The sequence below is a fragment of the Saccharopolyspora sp. ASAGF58 genome (assembly GCF_012277335.1).
Lineage (GTDB): Bacteria > Actinomycetota > Actinomycetes > Mycobacteriales > Pseudonocardiaceae > Saccharopolyspora > Saccharopolyspora hattusasensis.
In genome coordinates this window covers 3,183,616-3,202,086 of record NZ_CP040605.1, presented here as the reverse complement: position 1 = coordinate 3,202,086, position 18,471 = coordinate 3,183,616, and the positions used below count along the sequence as shown (strand labels likewise).

Below are 18,471 nucleotides of genomic sequence, written 5' to 3'. Positions count from 1 at the left end.
GGCCGGGAGATGGAGGATGGCCTCCTTCTGGGATCATGGAAATTGCGAAAAACCAAACTCCAGAAGAAGGCCATCCGTTGTCATTTTCTCATGGCTCGTCATGGGCGTCGTTTCCGGGTAGCGCCGACGGTGATGATGCCGATCTGGCGGAACTGATGAAGTTGCTCGGCAAGGTGCCGGATCGCCGTAAGCGGAAGGGCCGTGTGTACAGTTTGGCGTTCCTTCTCGCGGCGTCGTTGATCGCAGTGCTGGCGGGCGCGTCGAATTTTCGGCAGATTGCCGACCAGGTCGCCGATCTGCCGGCGTCGTTACTGCGGAAAATAGGTGGACGATGGTGCTGGTTCCGCGGGTTTTTCCGTGTCCCGGATACGTCCACGATCCGGCGCGCACTGGAAAATGTCGATGTAGCGAAGCTGGAAGGACTGATCGGGCCGTGGCTGCTGCGTCATGCCCGGCCTATCCCGGGCGGCACGTTGCGACTGGCTATCGACGGCAAAGTGCTGCGCGGTTCGTGGATCGGGGATCACGAGTCGTTCACGCTGTTCTCCGCGATGATCCACTGCGATGGTGTCACCGTCGCCCAAGTGGCCGTTCCCTCGGGAACCAACGAGATCACCCAGGTCAAGACCCTGCTCGACGGTGTCTCCCGCGGTGTGGACGGCCGTGTGGTGGTCACCATGGACGCCGTGCACACCCAGCGAGAGACCGCCGAATACATCGCCGGCGAACGCGGATTCGACTACGTCATGACAGTAAAGGGAAATCAAGCGGCGCTTAAGAAAAAGATATACGACCACACTCTTCCGTTCTTGCGGAAAGCCCCGCATCATGTCGTCGTCGATGACACCCACGGCCGGATACGCCGTTGGACTACCTGGATTACCGACGCCGACGGAATCGATTTCCCACACGCTCGCTCCGTAGCCTGCGTCAAACGAGAAGAAAAAACCCTTTCCGGAGAACTCGTGAGCAAAGAGCACGCCTGGATCATCACCAGCCAGAACACCACCACAGTCACCGCCGAAGTCCTACACGACCAAGTCCGCGACCATTGGGGAATAGAAAACAAAAGCCATCACGTCCGTGACACAACATACCGGGAAGACGCACAACAAATCTATACCGGCACCGGCGCCCATATACTGGCAACATTACGGAATACCGCAATATCGATGCTTCGCATAACCGGACACAACGACATCCGCCGGACAACCGAATGGATCAGCAGGGACCGTACACGAACACTCCCCGTCCTGTCACTCCAAGTTGCGGGGCGCAACACACAGTGATCTTGCCTTTGCCCTGGTTTTAGAGCGGCGACCTTATTTAGCTGTCACCGCAGCCCATCTAGCACCGTTGCATTTGTTAAACCCACTACGCAGAACCAGATTCGCTGCGCAGCCGAGCAGCCTGGATTCGTTCGAAATATCCTTGTGTTGACTCGTAAATGCAGCTCACACCGTAGGACGTGAGCAGGTCAACCAGGTCAACCGCCGGGCAAACAGGCACCAAGATGGCGAGCTGGTCGTGTTCGACGTAGCGCCCGTAATCGAGAACCTGGCCAAGGGCCAGCCGCACATCGCTTCTCGATGTTGCTCCCTTGGCTTCAATCAGCTCGCGGAGCCCTTCATCGAACAAGTCCGTGAACAGCTGGCCAGCCTGCCCCGGCAGGCGGATCGAACGGCGCGTCGTCGGTCTCCCCTGCCCATGAAGCCACTCGGTGTACCGCTTCACCAGCGCCGCTTCACGACGTTTCGCGACGACCGAACCGTCCTTGGGAGTCGCTGAATACTCTTCCGCTTCGTTCGACTCGACGGGAATGGACTGCACTTCTGGCCCCGTCGACTCGCTTGCCGCCGGAGCTGGAGGAGCGGAATCAGTAGGCCAGAGGCGGAATACAACGACGCTGCGAAGCACCCCGTCCTTGTCAGGCGCATCGGCTCGGTAGTGAGATTCCACCGGGTCCAAGGTGAACTCGCCGATGTACCGGACGTGGCTTCGCCGCTCTTCTTCGAACAGCCGCAGGGCACGATCAGGCGCTAGCACTGCCTTGTTCCCGCGCACCAAACGCTGATCGCCTTCTTGGCCTTCACCGGTGTAGTGGTAAGAGCCATCTTCACGCCAGCCGTCGTAGTCGTAGCCGTACTGCGCGCCCTGCGCGGAGCTGAACAAGAGCACGCTGCCCGACCTAGGCGCCGATGCGATGCCGCCCTGCCCAGAACCACCGAACCTCTTGTGAACCTCGGTGCGTCGCAACACATCTCCGACTTGGAGATCCCACTCGACCAGACCGTTGCTACTTTCAGTCACCTGATCACCCCAAGTGACTATAACCCGATCAAGCGAAAGACGCGCTCAGAGTTGACCAACAAGGATGTTGACGATCACGGAGAAGACTTGGCGGTCACGTTCGCGTGCGCCACCACCGGATGACATAGCCCGATTCAGACCTTCTCTGCCCAGCCCACCTTGCCTGGCAAGGCGAACGACGCCACCAGGGTTCGATGCCGAGATTGCCGTTGCCACTACCAGGGCCGTGGTGAAGCCCGCTGGGTCGCCCGCGCTCCTTCGGGGGTGCCTTGGGACACCAGGCCTGCCAGGACTCCGATGCCCACGGACGCTCCGAGGTTGAACATTGTTGCGTTTAGGCCTGGGAGGAGTCCTGGGGACTTCGCTGGGGCGTAGATCACTCCCATTCCGTTCAGGGCCGTTGCTGCGCACGCCGCGCACGACACAGCCATCAGGGCCACCAGGATGAACAGGAGCCACGTGAAGTTCACCACGAACACCGTCGCTGCGATCAGGGCCAGGATCCAGCCCACCAGGCCGATCCGCAGCATGTTTCGGTAGCCGATCTTCGGGGCCAGCCAGCCCGCCAGAGGCGCTAGGATCCAGCCCGCCAGGGCGTAGGGCATCAGGAACATCAGGGCCGTTGTCGTTCCGTCGTAGCCGAAGCCCGCCGTCGCGTTCTGCGCCAGCGTCGGGTACACGAACGTCAGGACCGCGAAGATCAACGCCATCGTGCAGAACACCACCAGCAGCACCAGGCTTGCCGCCAGGCATGCCAGGGCACCGGGGTGAACGATCCCGCCGTCGGGCCGAGCGTCAGCCAGGCGTTCAGGCCCAGCAGGGCCAGGCAGATCGCCGCCGCGCCCGTCCAGTCCATTCGGGTGCCCGTGCGCGCCGAGTCCGGGACTCAGGGCCGTGATCACCTCCAGGACGAAGGTGAAACCGAAGATGCCGCGGAAGCCGGTCGTGTCCGTGATGACTCCGCCCAGCAGCGTGTCCACGCCCGTCGCGCCGCTGTTGACCGCCGTCAGGATTCCCAGGTAGCGGCCGAATTGCTTGGTCGGCAGGATGTCGCGCAGCTTCAGGATGCCGAGGGAAATCTTTGCGCCGCAGGCACCTTGCAGCGCCCGGCCGACCATCAGCACCTCGACGTGCGGCGCGAACGTGGCGATCAGGCTCCCCGGGCCATCACCGCGATCGAGCCGAACATGGCGCGGCGGCGGCCCGATGATGTCGCTGTAGCGCGGCGGATCACGCCCGCCAGGCCCGCGACGAACAGGAACACCGTTGTGCTCAGGCCGATCGTGCCGACGTCCGTTTTCAGCGCCGTGCTCATGTTGTCGATGGCTGGCGACAGCATGGTCGCGTTCATCAGGAAGCTAGCCACCGCCACCAGCAGTGCCGTGAGCACCAGCGGTGGGCGGGCCGCGACACGCAGCGGGGCAGTTGCAGTCATCTCAGCGCTCTCGCTCTTGCAGCCCGGGCACTCAGGCGATTTCGCGGGCCGGGGTGGTTTTCGTGGCAAGCAGGCCCTTGATGTAGTCGAAGAATGCTTCGGCGTCGATCTCCTCGATGACCGTCGCGTTGGCTTCCAGGTCGTGGACTCCCCAGGACATCGCTGCGTAGCCGCGGGTCAGTTCGCCCGCCGTCTCGACGTCCACGTGGTAGCGGGCGCTGCGGCGGATCAGCTCGGGGTGCAGCAGGACCGCCGCCGTCAGCGAGTCGGGGTGGGTGGTGCCGTCGATGCCGACGCTGCGGTCGAATTCCAGCGTCGCCGCGCAGACGCGGGTGAAGAAGTCCGACAGCGGCGTGCCAAGCGCCGCGATCTCGTCGAGCGCGGGCTGCGCGAACACCGCCTGGTCCAGGGTGAGCGGCGCCCACGGGACCACCACGATCTCGAAGCCCGCCGCGAACACCGTCTTCGCCGCCTCGGGGTCCACATAGAAATTGAACTCGGCGGCTGCGGTGATGTTGCCGCGGGCGTTGTTGGAACCACCCATCACGTAAAGGGTTTTGACGTTCCCGACGAAGTCCGGGTCCTTCACCACCGCGGTCGCGATGTTTGTCAGCGGGCCGATCGCGACGATCGACAGCTCGCCGGGGCTCTCCGCGGCCAGCCGGATCAGCGCGTCCACCGCGTGCTCGGGTTCCGGCACGCAGCCCGTCAGGTCCACCGTCAGGCCGCCCGCGCCGTCGCCGTGCACGTTCTCCGCGCTCTCCCACGTCCGGACCATCGGGCGGCGGCATCCCAGGAAGATCGGGACGTCGCCGAGGCGATCGGCGACGTTGCAGGTCAGGTACGCGTTGTGGACCTGGTGGCCGAAGTCGACGTTGCCGGCGACCATCGTCACGGCGCGCAGGTCGGCTCGGGGGTCGAGCAGGCCCGCGAGCAGGGCGATGCAGTCGTCCTGCGCCGTGTCGGTGTCGATCACCAGTGGGATGCGCTCAAGCATGACGTCTCCAGTGCGGCCATTGTTCACATCTTCGTTGACTCGGCAAAGCCGGATGTACTGTAAATCTGCCCTGTGCCGGCCGACGACGCTTCGCGCATCTCGCGCGATGCACCCGCGCCGCTGCACGTGCGGATCGCTGCGGCGTTCCGCGATGACGTCCTCAGTGGACAGTGGCCGGAGCACTACCAGCTGCCGCCGGAGCCCGCGCTCGCGGAGCCGCCCGGGGTCAGCCGCGGGACGTTGCGGAAGGCACTGGCCATTCTCAGCGAGGAAGGGCTGCTCACCCAGACCCGCGGCCGCCGATCGCGCAGCTGCCGCATTCGCTGTCCGAGGACCTCCGCGCGCAGGGCACCGCTACGCAAAACGATTTCAGAGACAGTCGCTGAGAGACCTAGATCACACTCGTCCGTGTCACAGGGCGTCGGACTACCCCGTCTCAAGGTGTGTAGCCACTGACGACCGCAGAGGAGCACACCATGGACGCGCGACTGGACTACTTCGCCGACCCGACCGCTGGCAAAGTCCTCAAGCACTTCATGTCGACGGGCAAGGCGCTCAAGGACTCGCCGCTGCCGGCCGCAACACAAGAGCTGGTGGCGCTTCGCGTGAGTCAGATCAACGGCTGCGCCGTCTGCATCGACATGCACACCAAGGAGGCCGCCGCTGCCGGCGAGACCTCGGTGCGGCTGAACCTGGTCGCGGCGTGGCGGGAGGCCACGGTCTTCACCGAGGCGGAGCGCGCCGCGCTGGAGCTGGCGGAGGAGGGGACCCGGGTCGCGGATGCGGCCAGCGGGGTCAGCGACGAGGTGTGGGCCCGCGCCGCCAAGCACTACGACGAGGGGCAGCTCACCGCCCTGGTGATCCTGGTGTCCTTCATGAACTCGGTGAACCGGCTGAACATCATCGCCCAGCAGCCCGCCGGCGACTACGAGCCCGGGCAGTTCCACTGAACGGCATCAGCTGGTTCGGGGCCCGGCTGCGGGCCCCGGACTCGGGTGGTGCGCTGGCCTGGCAGCGGTCCGGATGATCACGCGAGCATGGCCGGGTGGAGCACTTCGAAGAGAGTGGAGTCGGCGTGAGCAAGGTCGAGGAGTTCGAGGAGCTGCGGCCGCTGCTGTTCTCGATCGCCTATCGGATTCTGGGCAGCGTCGGTGAGGCCGAGGATGCAGTGCAGGAGACGTGGCTGCGCTTTGACGGCTCGTCGACCCGGCCCACGTCGACCAAGGCTTTTCTATCGGCCGCGGTCACGCGGATCTCGATCGATGTGCTGCGCTCCGCGCGGGTGCGGCGCGAGGAGTACGTGGGCCCGTGGTTCCCCGAGCCGCTGCTCAGCGATCCGTACCAGGATCCGGGCCGGTCGGCGGAGCTGGCCGACTCGGTGTCCATGGCGGCACTGCTGCTGCTTGAGCGGCTCAGTCCGCTGGAGCGTGCGGTCTTCGTGCTGCGGGAGGTGTTCGCCTTCGGGTTCGACGAGGTCGCCGCGGCGGTGGGGCGGTCGGAGGCGGCGTGCCGGCAGCTGCTGGTGCGGGCGCGGCGGCACATGGAGGCCGGGCGGCCGCGGTTCGAAGCGGACCGGCAGGTGCGGCAGGAGCTGGCGACGCGATTCTTCGACGCACTGAAGGACGGCGATGTGGGCGGGCTGCAGGATCTGCTGGCAGCCGATGTGCAGCTGGTCGGGGACGGCGGCGGCAAGAGCCCGCAGCTGGCCAGGGCCATCGTGGGCGCGCAGAACGTGGCCCGGGTGCTGGGCACGATCTTCCCCTTGATGAGCCGGATCGATGTGTCGTTCGAGCCGCACGAGGTCAACGGCCAGCCCGGCGCGATCTTCCGCGACCGGGACGGCAAGGTGCTCCACACCATGGTCCTCGATGTGCTCGACGGGCAGATTCAGAACATCCGCACGGTGATCAATCCCGACAAGCTCGGCCACATCGGGCCGGTCGCCGACGCCTGGGCCATCGACCGCGAGGTAAAGCAGGCCCGTCGGCAGCAGAACTGACCGGATCGACCGGCTGCACGCCGAGCTGGCTGTGCAAGGACACCCCGACGTGCGCCCGGCGCACGGATTCGCCATGCAGGCGACCGGACGCGACGGCGCGACGGCCAGTGAGCTGGGACGTCGGCACGGGATCTCCAAACGGGCCGCGGGCAAGACCGTGGACCGCCGCAGGCAAGACCGTGGACCGCCTGGCGAGCCTCGGGTACGTCGAGCGGGTCGACGACGCCGCCGATGCACGGCGGAAGCTGATCCGGCTTACCGACCGGGGCGTCGACGTGCTCGCCCGCTCGGCCGCCATCTTCGAGAAGCTCAGGTCGCAGTGGGCGAAGGTCCTCGGTGCGAAGCGGCTGCGCGAACTGGAGGCGAACCTGCGCACCATGGCGTCGGCGGAGACGTTCCGCCCGACGTACCGGGGTGGTTCGGCACGTCGTCGTGAGTGCTCGTTCCGGCAAGAACCGGCTTGAGCACTCACGAGCCTGGGTCGGCGAACCCGCCTTGTGGAGCGAACGGCCCGTTTGCGCCGTCTATCGAGGCGAGCGGGCCGTTCGCTCCACCTCGCTCGCACCCGGACCCACCGGATCCCCAACAAGGGAATCCGCTTGTGGACGGGAACTGTCCTAAACGGCTCCTACGGTTGGTGTCACGACGACCTCGAAGGAGACGGACATGGCGACCTACGTGCTGGTTCCCGGTGCCTGCCACGGCGGATGGTGGTACGAGCCGCTGGCGGCCGAGCTGCGCGAAGAGGGACACGCGGCGCTCCCGGTGACGTTGCCGGGACTGGGTCCGCGGGACGCGCCGACCGGCGGGATCAACCTGGACACGCACATCGACGACGTGGTGCGCCTGCTGGAGGAGCAGGACCTGCGCGATGTCGTCCTCTGCGGACACAGCTATGCCGGGATGGTCATCACCGGCGTCGCGGACCGGGTTCCGCAGCGGATCGCATCCCTGGTCTACGTCGACGCTTTCGTGCCTCAGGACGGAGATTCGGTGTTCTCCCTGACCAGCGGCGTCTGGCACGACTGGTACCTGAACGGGTCGAAGGCCGACGGCTTCTCGGTGGCGCCGCTGCCGGTGCTGAGCCCGCGGGCGACGCCGCATCCGCTCGCCACGCTGGTGCAGGGGATCCGGCTCACCGGTGCGCTCGACCGGGTTCCGCGCCGCGAGTACGTCTACCTCGCCAACTTCGAGAACACCCCGTTCACCGCGACCTACGAGCGCCTGCGGGAGGACCCGGCGTGGCACGTCCGGTCGCTGCCGATCGGACACAACATCGTGGCCGACGCCCCGGACGACTTCCGCAAGATCCTCCTCGACGCCGCCTGACCACCCGGACCGGTGACAGGTGACAGGTGAGGGGCACCCTTGGGCGGCACAACCGACGGCACAACCGCTCAAGGGTGCCCCTCACCTCGAGGAAATCACTCGGCTGGGGTGATTTTGAAGGACGTCTTGCGGGCGGCCTTGGCGATCTTCTTGTCCGGGTGCTGTTCGCCGATCAGCATCAGGACGTCGCGGACGGCCGGGTGGTCCAGGCGCCACATCTCCTCGAAGATCGTCGGCTCCTGCCCGGCGGGCACCGTTTCCGTGAGCAATTCGGGCAGCTCCTCGGGGTCAACCGAGTCGAGCGCGGCCGCGAGCATGTCGGTGAGCAACCGTGCCGCGTCGGTCACCGTCGATTCGAGCTCCTCGGACGGATCCAGTTGGCGGAGCGTCACTTTCGCGTAAGGCCGCAGCATCGGTTCGTCCAGCGCCTGCCGCCACCGCTGCGTCGCGGTTTCGGCGAGCGGCGCGGCGATGGCGACCGCGATCATCCGGTCTTCCGCTTCGGCCTCGGCCGCAGCGGTTAGCAGGTCGTTGGTGCCGGCGGCGGCTCCGCGGACCGCGAACCAGGCCTCGGTCTCGGCGGCCAGTTCTTCGTCGGTCGCGCCCTTGGCGAAGTCCACCAGGTCGAAGGCGCTCATCTCCTCGACCGGCGGCAGCAGCGGAACCTCGACGCCGCCGTCGGTCAACGCGCCCCCGAAGGTGTACTGGCCGAGCGGGGTGAGGCGCGCGACGCCCTGGTCGACCTGCGTGGCTCCCAGGTCGACCAGGGTCGCGAGCAGCCGCTCCGCCGGATCGCCGCACCGCTGGACCCAGGAGTCCCACGCGCCGTCCGAAGTGGTTTCGTCCACGGCGATCTCGCGGATCACGTCCCGCAACTCCGCCACGGGCACGCCCTCGCTGCGGACCAGGAACAACGACACCATCGCATAGAAGGCGACGTCGTCGAGATCGAGGTCGGAGCACTCGTCCTGGAAGATCTCCTCCAGCAGCAGGCCCAGCGCGTCCGCCCAGACGTCCAGCACCGCTTCGTCGTCGCCGTCCGGCCAGTCTTCAATGGTCGGACCGAACTCGACCACTTCCGTTCCGGGGCCGATGAATTCCAGCTCGGCCGCCCATTCCCACAGCTTCGCCAGCTCCGGAATGTCCGCCATTCCTTCCACCGCGTCCGGAACCGGGAAGCCGAGTTCCCCGGCGACGTCGACGGCGTCGCCGGCACCCAGCTCACCGGCGTTGACCGGGCAGGCGACCGTGCGCAGCGCCAGCCGCCGGGCGCGGTCGAGCAACGGGCTTTGCCGCGCTGCGGCGGCGAGTTCTTCGTCCGACGGCAACCGCAGCGGCGGCAACCGGTCGGGCAGCCCGAGCTCCTCCCGGAGGTCGTAGGGCTGCGCCTCGGCGAGGGACTCGGCGGCCTCGTCGACCCAGCGGGCCACTGCGGCCTCGTCGGTCGGGTCGACGCCCTCTGCCAGGAGGGCCTCTTCGAGGGCGCGGGCACCTCCCCAGTTCGCCGGGTGCATCACGGTCTCGGCGAACCGCGGCTCGATCTCGTCGACCTTCTGCCGCAGACCGTCGAGCTGCTCCCTCGCGATCCGGCCCGTGTCCCCAGCGAAGCTCAGCAGCTCGCGGAGCGTCGCGATCACCTCGGCGAGGTCCTCGTCCGGTTCGACGGCCACCTTGACGGGGAACAACTCCAGCAGCAGTTCGTCGAGATCCGCTGGTCGCAGCTCCGCGAGATCGGCCAGCCCCACGTGCTCGAACAGCAGCCGGAGCAAGATCTCGGCGTCGTGGCTGTTCCCGTGCACCGGTTGTTCCTGCTTCTCAGCCCACGCCGCCAGTTCGGGCAGCAGGCTGTTGACCGGGTCGCGCTCCATACCCGAAGCGTACGGCCCCAACCCGGGAGGAGGGTGCAGGGCCCGACGGCCGGTTCCGCACTTGATCACCCGTGACTGATTTAAGACGCTGCAGCGCCTGTTTCCGAACTCAATTTTGCGTGGCCGTGCGGGTAGCGGAACCTCGGACGACCTGGCGGACACCACAGCTAAGCGGCTGGCGTCGCTGCGGGTTCTCAGGCCATGCCACCCCGTCGGGGTTCTTGGGGCGAGGCCAGTCCCCGGCGTGGTGGATTGGCATTCATGAGTCGGCGATCCCGGTCGGGGAGGTCGTCCTGGGTTTGATCGCGTGACACACGGTCGTGAATGACGGCATGGGGAAGGCCTCCGGTTGTGAGTGGAGATGTCCGGTAACCACTTCACGACCAGGAGGCGTTCGTGCCCACGCTAACGCTGCGCTGACTTGGCGTGCACGTCTGCGGTTGGGTGTCTGATCGTCGAGCAGTGCTGGACCGTCGCCTCGGGGGCCAGGATGTTCATGGTCTCGCCCAAGACCGCCGGGAAATGGGCTGCGCACTACCGGGCCGGGGGTGCGGCAGGGATGGCCAATCGCAGCTCACGTCCGCATCACAGCCCGACGCGCACGCCCGTGCGCGTGGTGCGCCGGATTGTGGGGTTGCGGATCTACGGCGACCCGGTCCCCGGCTATCAGGCCTCGGCGGCGGGCCCGCCGCCGAGGCCGAGCACCCGGGCTTGCGCGGGCCTCACCAGCTTGGTGGCCGCCGCCTGGCACCCGCCAGGCCGACGGCGGCCACGACTGGCCGGACTTCGAACCGCGCCTGGCCGACGAGGTCCGCGAGTCGTTCCCCGAACTGCCGCTGGCCGCCGTCGCGCTCTCACTGCACGCCTGGGGTCGCACGCACGGAGTGGGGTCGCTGGAGATCTACGGCGCCTGGGCCCCCTGACCAGGGAACCGGCCAAGCTCTACCGGGCCGAGATCCACGACTTGATCAAGTCTCTGGGCCTGACGCGTCGCGGCCGGCCGCTCGTGGTCGTCGGTGTGAAGGGCTACAGCAGCGCGCGAACTCCTGGAATCGGCGGGCGACGCGCACCTCGGCCGCACCGTGGTCAACCTGACGGCTGGCACCTCGGCCGAGGCCGAGCCGTCGCGGAATGGGCCACCGCAGCGGGCGCGGCGTACCTGCACGGCAGACCACAATTCCGGCTGGCTGAACGACCGCTTCGGAGTCTCCTGGCGGCTCAACCTGCCCTGATGCGGACCCCTAGGTCAGGGCGGCTACTCCGTCGAGGATCCGGTCCAGGCCGAAGGTGAAGTCCCGGTCTTCCGCCGGGTCCTCGCCCGGCCCCGGGGATGCCTCGAAGAGACCGGCGGCCAGCATTTCGGCGACTTCCGGGAACGTTTCCGGGTCGATCAGCTTCGTCAGGCTCGCGCCGTAGCGGCGGGTGGCCTCGGGTTCGTCGATGTCGCCGCGACCGGTCTCGAGCTCTTCCGACAGCACCGTCGAATGCCGGACGTAGCCGCTGAGCAGCATGATCACGCCGATCTTCTGCGGCCAGTCGAGCTTGGTGGGGCGCAGGACGCGCAGGGCGGCTTCCAGCCACGCGATCTGGTTCGGCCCGGTCGGCGGCTCCGAAACGGGCAGCTGGGCCATCCACGGGTGCCGGTGGGTGATGCGGCGTTCGGCCTTGGCCCACTCCCGCAGGCCGTCGCACCAGTCGTCCGCCGCGATCTCCGGGGGCGCGCCGATCGCGAAGTCCTGCATGAGGACGAATAACTCATCCTTCGAGCCGACGTAGCGGTAGAGGGACATTGTGGTGAAGCCGAGTTCCTTGGCGGTCTTCGGCAGCGTGACCCCGAGTAGCCCGTGCTGGTCCGCCAGGTCGACGGCGGCATGCACCACCTGGTCCACGTCGAGCTCCGCAGGTCGCCCCAGCCGCGAGGTGACCGGAACGCGCCAGAGCCGACGCAGCCGTGCGGGCACCGCGTCGCCGTCCATGCTTCTCCCTTGGTGCTCCCACGTGCCGACGCAATCATGGCACCAAGGCAGTCGTGGCTGCTCCGACGGCCGCGGCCCCCGGCGAGGTGGGCACGATCATGGCCGGGTCCGCGCAGTGGAAAACTATTGTGGGAGAAGCCGTTCTAGCTGGATTGGATGCTTATGACGACTGTCGTCAGCGAGCGCGTCAGCCGAACCGAGGAGGCATTGGCCGCGCTCCGGCCGGACGTGCGCGAGCTCACCGCGAGCGTTGATGCCGCCGTGCTGCGCCCGTCGGACGAGTCCGTGCTCAGCCACGCCGACCGCGCTCGGATCGCGTTGCGCGTCGCGTTGGTGAACGAGCGCTGGGAATACGCCGATGAGTTGGCCGACCAGCTCGATTCGCTGGCCGGTGACGGCGCTGCCGACGCGGTCCGGGACGTCGAGCGCTGGTCCGGGCTTCCGGATTCGTTGCAGGCGCTGCTCGCGCACTGCGAGCAAGTTGCGCTCGATCCGGCCGATGCGGGATTCGACGAGATCGCCGAGTTGCGGGCGCAGGGATTCAGCCCCGCCCAGGTCGTCGCCGCCTCGCAGGTCGTCGCGTACGTGAGCTACCGGGTCCGGTTACTGCTCGGGTTGTCACTAGTCGAGCAGGCCGGGGACGGGCCGGTTCCGGCCGGGCCGGTGAACGCCATCGAGGCCGGGGCCACCGCCGACGGTTGCGAGCTGCCGACTCCGGCCGAGGCGTTCCCGGTGCTGCGCTGGGTTCCGTGGGTCGATCCGGCGGCCGAGCCGCCGGAGTCCGAGGCCGAGTCGACCCCGTTCCACCTGACCCTGCTACACGATCCGCAGGTGCTGGCCGAGCGGACCGCGCTCCACAACGCGATAACCACCGGGACCAGCGCGTTGGACCGTGCAGACCGCGAGCTCGCCGCGCTCGCCACATCGCTGATCAACGGTTGCGAATACTGCGCCGCGGTGCACGGCCGCCGTCAGGTCCAGTTGTCCGGTGACCAGATCACCGCGGTCGCGTTGGCGACGGCCGGTCCGGCCGCCGTGACGGATCCGCGGCAGCGCGCTGTCGTCGACGCCGCGAGCGCCCTGGCCCGAACCCCGGCGGCGCTGGCGGCCGCCGACATCCGGCGGCTGCACTCCGCCGGGCTCAACGTCGACGACGTCCGCGACCTGGTCGCGGTCTCGGCGATGTTCGCCTGGAACAACCGGCTGCTGATGACCCTCGGCAACGCGGCCGCCTGAAACCCCGCAATTTCAATGGAAATCGCACGCCTCCGGCGTGTCGGTGGCACGACACGCCGGAGGCTGTGGACAACCACCGCAATTTCCATTGAAATCGAAGGCCCACGGTCCGATTTCAATGGAAATCGAAGGCCCGATTTCCATTGAAATTGCGGAAAACCGGGTGCGGGGACGTTCAGCCTGAAGCGATCGGCGGGGTTCGGGTTCGCAGCGGTGGCAGTGGTGCCTGGTGGGGCCGGACTTCTACCCTGGTCAGCTGCCCAGTGCAGCCCTGGGCCAGGCGGGATGTTCCGATGTCCCGGGTCACGGCGTTCGGGTTGCCGTGGATGCAGGTCGCGACCTCGGGGGCGCTCGGGTCGAACCAGGCGCCGGTCGCGAGCTGGACCACGCCCGGGCGGACATCGTCGCTGATCACGACCGCCGCGAGGGCACTGCCCGTGGCGCTGCTGATCCGGACGATGTCCCCTGTGGACAGTCCTCGGCCGTCAGCATCGGCGGGATGGATGCGCAGCGGTTCTCGGTCGTGGAGCTTGGATTCCGCGCTGGTCGCGCCGTGGTCGAGTTGGCTGTGCAAGCGGGTCCCCGGGTTGTTCGCGACCAGGAACAGCGGGAACTCGCCGGTGCCCGGCGGGACCTCCAGCTCCTCCGCGGCCAACCAGGTCGGGTGCCCGGGGCAGTCGGCGTAGCCGAAGGAGTCGATCTGCTGCGAGAACAGCTCGATCCGTCCGCTCGGCGTCGGCAGCGGGTGCGCCTCCGGGGCCGCGCGGAATTGGTCGTAGAGGACCTGGTCGTCCGGCCCGCCGGGCAACTCGATCCGGCCAGCCTCCCAGAACTGCTGGAAGTCCAGGCCGGGGTCGAACCTCTGCCGCCACTGCTCGTACAGGTGCTCCAGCCAGGCCCACTCGTCGCGGCCCTCGGCGAACTCCTCGCCCAGCCCCAGTTCTTCGGCCAGCGCGGCGAAGATCTCGAAGTCCGACCGGGACTCCCCGAGCGGGGGAACCACCTGCCGCATGGCGATCAGCGCCCGGTCCTCCCGGGCGCAGCCCAGGTCGTTGCGCTCCAGCGTGGTCGTGGCCGGGAACACGATGTCGGCGTGCCGGACCGTCGCCGTCCAGAACGGGTCGTGCACGATTACCGCCTCCGGTCGGCGGAACGCCTCGGTCAGCCGCGCCAGGTCCTGGTGGTGGTGGAACGGGTTCCCGCCCGCCCAGTACACCAGCCGGATGTCCGGGTACCGGCGCCGCTCGCCGTCGTACTCGTACTCCTGGCCAGGGTTGAGCAGCATGTCCGCGACTCGCGCGACCGGGATGTACTCGCGCACCGGGTTCTCGCCCTGCGGCAACGTCGGCAGCCGGTACGGAAGCGGGTGTGTCCCGATCCCTGCCATCGAGCCGTAGCCGTGGCCGAATCCGCCGCCGGGCAGGCCGACCTGCCCGAGCACGCAGGCCAGCGCGATGCCCGCCCAAAGCGCCTGCTCGCCGTAGCGGGCCCGCTGCAGCGACCAGCTCAGCGTCACCATCGTGCGCCGCGTCGCCATGGACTCGGCTAGCTCGACGATGGTGGCCGAGTCGATGCCGCAGATCTCCTCCGCCCACTGTGGACTCTTCGGGACGCCGTCCGCCTTGCCCGACAGGTACTTCCAGAACTCGTCGAACCCTGCGCAGCGCGTGCGCAGGAATTCCTCGGCGTACCAACCGCGTTCTACCAGCACGTGGCTCAGCGCCAGCATCAGCGCGGTGTCGGTGCCCGGCACCGGCGCAAGCCACCTGGCCCCGAGCTCCGGGGCGAGGTCGTCACGCAGCGGGCTGATCAACGTGAACCGGGCACCGCGCTCCCGCGCCCGGCGCAGGTGCCCGGCCACCGCGTGCTTGCTGATGCCACCCGAGTTGACCTGCGAGTTCTTCGCCGGGATGCCGCCGAAGCAGACGAAGTGCTCGGTGTGCTCGGCCAGCACCGGCCACGCCGTCGGGCGGCTGATCGGGTCGTCGCTGCCGACGACGTGCCGCAGCAGCGGCGTGGAGGCGCCGAGGCTGTAGGAGTTCACCGAACGGGTGTAGCCGCCGATGACGTTCAGGAAGCGGTGGACCTGGCTCTGCGCGTGGTGGAACCGGCCCGCGCTACCCCAACCGTAGGAGCCGCCGTAGATCGCCTCGTTTCCGTAGGTACGGCGGACCCGGTCCAGCTCGCCTGCCGCCAGTTCGACCGCCTCCGCCCAGCTGACCGGTACGTACTCGTCCCGGCCGCGCTCGCCCCGGCCCTCCAGCCAGCCCTTCCGCACGTGCGGCGCGAGCACTCGCACCCGCTCGTCGAGCGCGGCGGGCACGTTGCGCAGCAACGGTGCCGGGTCCGGATCGCCCGGGTCGGCGACCACGTCGAGGCCGTCCGGCGTGGTCGCCGCGGTGAACGAGCCCCAGTGCGAGAGTTGCTGTCGGTACCTGGTCACACCCCACCCGTTCCAAGCCTGGCGCCTCCGGTTTCCACCACCCGGACGCGATGCATCGTCAGCAGCATCGTCGCAAACCAACGCCGCGTACCGAAGCCCTGCGCCGGGCGGAGCAACGGGGTCAGCGGAGGAGGCGGGCGGCGCTGACCCCGCGGACGTGGACCACGAGGACCAGCCATTCCGCCAGGGAACCGCCGGAGAGGTTGTAGGCGGCATCGTCGTCCGGGTCGTAGTACGGGCCGATCAGCCTCGTCCGCGTCGGGGCGTCGAGCCAGGCGCGCACGTCCTCCGGGGCGTCGGCGCGCAGGTCGAGCACGTAGGCGTCCGGCTCTCGCGGATCGCCCCGCCCCGTCCGCAGGTAGGCGTCGAGCTCGGCGCTCGCTGCGTCGTCGTCCTCCAACGACAACGACCGGAACCCCAACTCCTGCACCAAGAACCGCAACATGCGGTGCACGACGGCCACCAGCGCAACAGCGCCGATCCGGTTGGTCAGCGGTGGTTCACACCACCAAAACTGTCTCCGCGATGTCCGCAAAAACGTACTGGTCCACCAGTTGGCCGGTGAGCGTGTCGATCTCCGCGGACCGGTCGAGTTCGCTGTGCACCGGCCGGACGCAGTGCCCGGCACCGACAGGGATCGATCCTCTCGCGGGCGTGTTCGGAGAGGGGACAGTGGGCGACCGTGCAGGCGTGTCGCCGCCCGCGCGGCGGGGTAGCCGGAGCTTGCGGAACTGGAGGAGGCTCACATGGTTCAAGTCGCAACCGAGCCGGTGATCGTCAAGACCCCCAAGGGAAACCTGGAAGGGGATCTCGTCGTGCCACCGCCAGCCCGGGCGGTGGTCTTGTTCGCACACGGTTCCGGGAGTTCCCGGCACAGCCCCCGCAACCGCGCGGTTGCGGAGTCGTTGCAGGACCGCGGGTTCGGCACCCTGCTGCTGGACCTGCTCACCCCGGAAGAGGCGAAGTTCGACCAGCGGACCCACGAACTGCGCTTCGACATCGATCTGCTCGCCGAGCGGCTGGTGCCCGCCATCGACCAGCTCGCCGAGTGGTCGGCCACCAGGAAGATGCCGGTCGGGCTGTTCGGCGCCAGCACCGGCGCGGCCGCCGCGCTGAAGGCCGCTGCCCGGCGCCCCGACCGCGTCTCCGCCGTGGTGTCGCGCGGCGGACGCCCGGACCTCGGCGGCGAGGGGCTGGCCTCGGTGCAGGCCCCGACGCTGCTGATCGTCGGCGGCAACGACCGCGAGGTGCTCAATCTCAACCGGCAGGCGGCGGAATTGCTCACGTCGCTGCCGCTGACCGACGTCAAGATCGAGATCGTGCCGCACGCCGGTCACCTCTTCGAAGAGCCCGGCGCGCTGGAGCGGGTCGAAGAACTCGCCGCGGAGTGGTTCCGCACCTACATCGGAGCCGGGGTCGAGCGCTGGACCGGACCGGACGGAGGTCACTGGAAGCCGCCGGAACCCCGCCGACGGCCACCACCGATCGCGTAGTCCTGCACAGTCGAATAATCGGGGATGCCGACCGCCACGGCCGCACCCGCGCGGATGTCGCGCGTCGTGGCGACAGCGGGTGCAGCGCGGGCGCGGTAGAGCAGCGAGCCCATGCTGATGCGCCGAACGCCGAGCTCTGCCAGGTGCTCGATGCGTTGGCCTGGCTGATAGAGGATGTTGATCGGCACGTCGATCGCGTCCCGCAGCGCGCGGATGTCGCCGTCGGTGGCCATGCCGGGTACGAAGATGCCGTCCGCGCCGGCAGCGGCGTAGCGCTCGGCGCGGTCGATCGTGTCGGCGAGCGACTTGGCGCCTAGCCAATAGGTGTCCGTACGCGCGTTGAGGAAGAGTTCCGGCACGCGCTCCTTCACCGCGCTGATCAGCTCTTGGTGGCGTGCGGGATCGCCGAGCTCGTCTTCGAGGTTGATCCCGGCGATGCCGAACCCGGCCAGTTCCGCCGCCAGCTCCGCGACCTCGTCGGCGCCGCCGCCGAAACCCGATTCGACGTCGACGGTGATCGGGCGCGGCAGGTCCGCCAACCGTCGGGCCAGTTCGATCGTCTGCGTCCGGGTGCACCCCGCGGCGTCCGGCAGCCCGTGGGACGCCGCGACACCGAGGCTCGTCGTGCCGATCGCCTCGAAACCAGCCTCGACCAGCGCCGCGGCGGAGGCGAAGTCCCAGGCGTTTGGCAGCAGCAACGGCGTATCCACGTGGTGCAGCGCAGAACCTCCTTCTTACGCGACGGCCGCAGCAACGTGATGCCCTGTTCGGACAGTGACCGTTCGAAGGCCTTCGAGGCGAACCCCTTGTCACTGATCAGCACCAGACCAGCCCGATCCTTGATCATCTCAGCGTGTCACCTCGGTCCAGCATGGTCTTGTCACCACGGTGTGGTGTGCCCGCTGTCCTTGGTGCTGGTGTTGCCCGGGTGCCCGTCAGCGCGGGTGCGGTCTGGCCGGTAGCTCTCCCGCCACGATCCTCTGGTCATGTCCGGTCACACCTGGCCGACGCCGCTGTCCGCCGCCGCAAACCGATGCTGGTGGGCACATCTGCCGATGGCCACCTTCGCGTGGCGGAGGAACACCCGTGAGCGTTTTTGGGTGCCATAGCACCCAAAAACACTCACGGGTGTTCTTCGCTTTACCGAAACGCTCGTCGCGATCCGCATAGCCGCGAACACGCCCCCGCCGCTTCCCGCCATGGCGCGGCCGGATGCCCGGGTGATCGCAGGAGCCCACCGTGACGAACACCGGACGGTGAAATTCCTCAACTCGGAGTGGCTGAGCTTGGGTGGCCGACCTGGCAGCTGCGCTAAACCGGCCAGGTCATCGTCGATTTTGACAATGTAGAGTGCGATCAAGAGGGTGTCCAGGTCAGTCTTCACA

The 18,471-nt window shown here is 68.0% G+C and carries 18 protein-coding genes and 2 pseudogenes; 10 read left to right on the top strand and 10 right to left on the bottom strand.

Annotation, left to right across the window (positions count from 1 at the left end):
• Positions 1–35: 35 nt before the first annotated feature.
• Complete coding sequence (locus FDZ84_RS15160; RefSeq protein ID WP_168586439.1) at positions 36–1,289, top strand: ISAs1 family transposase; 1,254 nt, start codon at positions 36–38, stop codon at positions 1,287–1,289.
• Between the two features lie 85 nt (positions 1,290–1,374).
• Here the strand turns inward: FDZ84_RS15160 and FDZ84_RS15155 are convergent, their stop codons facing one another.
• The 4 genes from FDZ84_RS15155 to FDZ84_RS15140 form a co-directional block, all read right to left on the bottom strand.
• On the bottom strand, positions 1,375–2,310 hold the full coding sequence (locus FDZ84_RS15155) for a hypothetical protein (RefSeq protein WP_210435570.1): 936 nt from the start codon (positions 2,308–2,310) through the stop codon (positions 1,375–1,377).
• Positions 2,311–2,525: 215 nt separating this feature from the next.
• Positions 2,526–3,428, bottom strand: a complete 903-nt coding sequence (locus FDZ84_RS15150) for an MFS transporter (protein ID WP_168586438.1) — start codon at positions 3,426–3,428, stop codon at positions 2,526–2,528.
• 32 nt (positions 3,429–3,460) lie between these two features.
• The gene (locus tag FDZ84_RS15145; protein ID WP_168586437.1) at positions 3,461–3,745 is read right to left on the bottom strand and encodes a hypothetical protein; all 285 of its coding nucleotides are present in this window, start codon (positions 3,743–3,745) and stop codon (positions 3,461–3,463) included.
• Positions 3,746–3,776: 31 nt separating this feature from the next.
• Complete coding sequence (locus FDZ84_RS15140; protein ID WP_168586436.1) at positions 3,777–4,742, bottom strand: nucleoside hydrolase; 966 nt, start codon at positions 4,740–4,742, stop codon at positions 3,777–3,779.
• A gap of 72 nt (positions 4,743–4,814) precedes the next feature.
• On the opposite strand from FDZ84_RS15140, the gene FDZ84_RS40655 reads away from it, so the two are divergent.
• The 5 genes and pseudogenes from FDZ84_RS40655 to FDZ84_RS15115 all read left to right on the top strand — a co-directional run bounded on the left by FDZ84_RS40655 (position 4,815) and on the right by FDZ84_RS15115 (position 8,070).
• The gene (locus FDZ84_RS40655) at positions 4,815–5,198 is read left to right on the top strand and encodes a GntR family transcriptional regulator (protein WP_210435569.1); all 384 of its coding nucleotides are present in this window, start codon (positions 4,815–4,817) and stop codon (positions 5,196–5,198) included.
• Between the two features lie 20 nt (positions 5,199–5,218).
• Positions 5,219–5,692, top strand: coding sequence for a carboxymuconolactone decarboxylase family protein (locus tag FDZ84_RS15130; protein ID WP_168586435.1), 474 nt, complete (start codon positions 5,219–5,221; stop codon positions 5,690–5,692).
• A gap of 125 nt (positions 5,693–5,817) precedes the next feature.
• Positions 5,818–6,741: an RNA polymerase sigma-70 factor gene (locus tag FDZ84_RS15125; RefSeq protein ID WP_168586434.1), complete on the top strand. Its 924-nt coding sequence runs from the start codon at positions 5,818–5,820 to the stop codon at positions 6,739–6,741.
• A gap of 4 nt (positions 6,742–6,745) precedes the next feature.
• Positions 6,746–7,177 (top strand): annotated as a pseudogene (locus tag FDZ84_RS15120) (MarR family winged helix-turn-helix transcriptional regulator).
• Positions 7,178–7,407: 230 nt separating this feature from the next.
• Positions 7,408–8,070 (top strand): alpha/beta fold hydrolase, encoded by a 663-nt coding sequence (locus FDZ84_RS15115; RefSeq protein WP_168586433.1) that lies wholly within the window; start codon positions 7,408–7,410, stop codon positions 8,068–8,070.
• Positions 8,071–8,165: 95 nt separating this feature from the next.
• Here FDZ84_RS15115 and FDZ84_RS15110 read toward each other — a convergent pair whose 3' ends face one another.
• The gene (locus FDZ84_RS15110; RefSeq protein WP_168586432.1) at positions 8,166–9,938 is read right to left on the bottom strand and encodes a hypothetical protein; all 1,773 of its coding nucleotides are present in this window, start codon (positions 9,936–9,938) and stop codon (positions 8,166–8,168) included.
• Positions 9,939–10,354: 416 nt separating this feature from the next.
• Here FDZ84_RS15110 and FDZ84_RS38860 point away from each other — a divergent pair.
• Positions 10,355–10,578 (top strand): annotated as a pseudogene (locus tag FDZ84_RS38860) (leucine zipper domain-containing protein); the annotation flags it as partial.
• Positions 10,565–10,861 carry a hypothetical protein gene (locus tag FDZ84_RS38855; RefSeq protein WP_246869301.1) on the top strand — a complete coding sequence of 99 codons (297 nt, stop codon included), beginning with the start codon at positions 10,565–10,567 and terminating at the stop codon, positions 10,859–10,861. The pseudogene FDZ84_RS38860 and the gene FDZ84_RS38855, both read left to right, overlap by 14 nt.
• Positions 10,862–11,179: 318 nt before the next feature.
• Here the strand turns inward: FDZ84_RS38855 and FDZ84_RS15100 are convergent, their stop codons facing one another.
• Positions 11,180–11,914, bottom strand: a complete 735-nt coding sequence (locus FDZ84_RS15100; RefSeq protein ID WP_168586430.1) for a TetR/AcrR family transcriptional regulator — start codon at positions 11,912–11,914, stop codon at positions 11,180–11,182.
• Positions 11,915–12,076: 162 nt separating this feature from the next.
• On the opposite strand from FDZ84_RS15100, the gene FDZ84_RS15095 reads away from it, so the two are divergent.
• Positions 12,077–13,150: a peroxidase-related enzyme gene (locus FDZ84_RS15095; RefSeq protein ID WP_168586429.1), complete on the top strand. Its 1,074-nt coding sequence runs from the start codon at positions 12,077–12,079 to the stop codon at positions 13,148–13,150.
• 175 nt (positions 13,151–13,325) lie between these two features.
• On the opposite strand, the gene FDZ84_RS15090 is transcribed toward FDZ84_RS15095, so the two are convergent.
• Positions 13,326–15,593, bottom strand: a complete 2,268-nt coding sequence (locus FDZ84_RS15090; protein ID WP_246869027.1) for a molybdopterin-dependent oxidoreductase — start codon at positions 15,591–15,593, stop codon at positions 13,326–13,328.
• 121 nt (positions 15,594–15,714) lie between these two features.
• Positions 15,715–16,047 carry a hypothetical protein gene (locus FDZ84_RS15085; protein WP_168586427.1) on the bottom strand — a complete coding sequence of 111 codons (333 nt, stop codon included), beginning with the start codon at positions 16,045–16,047 and terminating at the stop codon, positions 15,715–15,717.
• A gap of 292 nt (positions 16,048–16,339) precedes the next feature.
• Between FDZ84_RS15085 and FDZ84_RS15080 the strand changes: the two genes are divergently transcribed.
• Positions 16,340–17,086, top strand: coding sequence for a dienelactone hydrolase family protein (locus FDZ84_RS15080; protein ID WP_168586426.1), 747 nt, complete (start codon positions 16,340–16,342; stop codon positions 17,084–17,086).
• Here the strand turns inward: FDZ84_RS15080 and FDZ84_RS15075 are convergent.
• Entirely contained in the window at positions 17,038–17,796 is a 759-nt protein-coding gene (locus FDZ84_RS15075; protein ID WP_256413689.1) for an isocitrate lyase/phosphoenolpyruvate mutase family protein, read from the bottom strand. The genes FDZ84_RS15080 and FDZ84_RS15075 overlap by 49 nt on opposite strands.
• A gap of 284 nt (positions 17,797–18,080) precedes the next feature.
• A complete protein-coding gene (locus FDZ84_RS38850; protein WP_246869025.1) occupies positions 18,081–18,470 on the bottom strand; it encodes a hypothetical protein in 390 nt (129 codons plus the stop codon).
• Position 18,471: the final 1 nt, after the last annotated feature.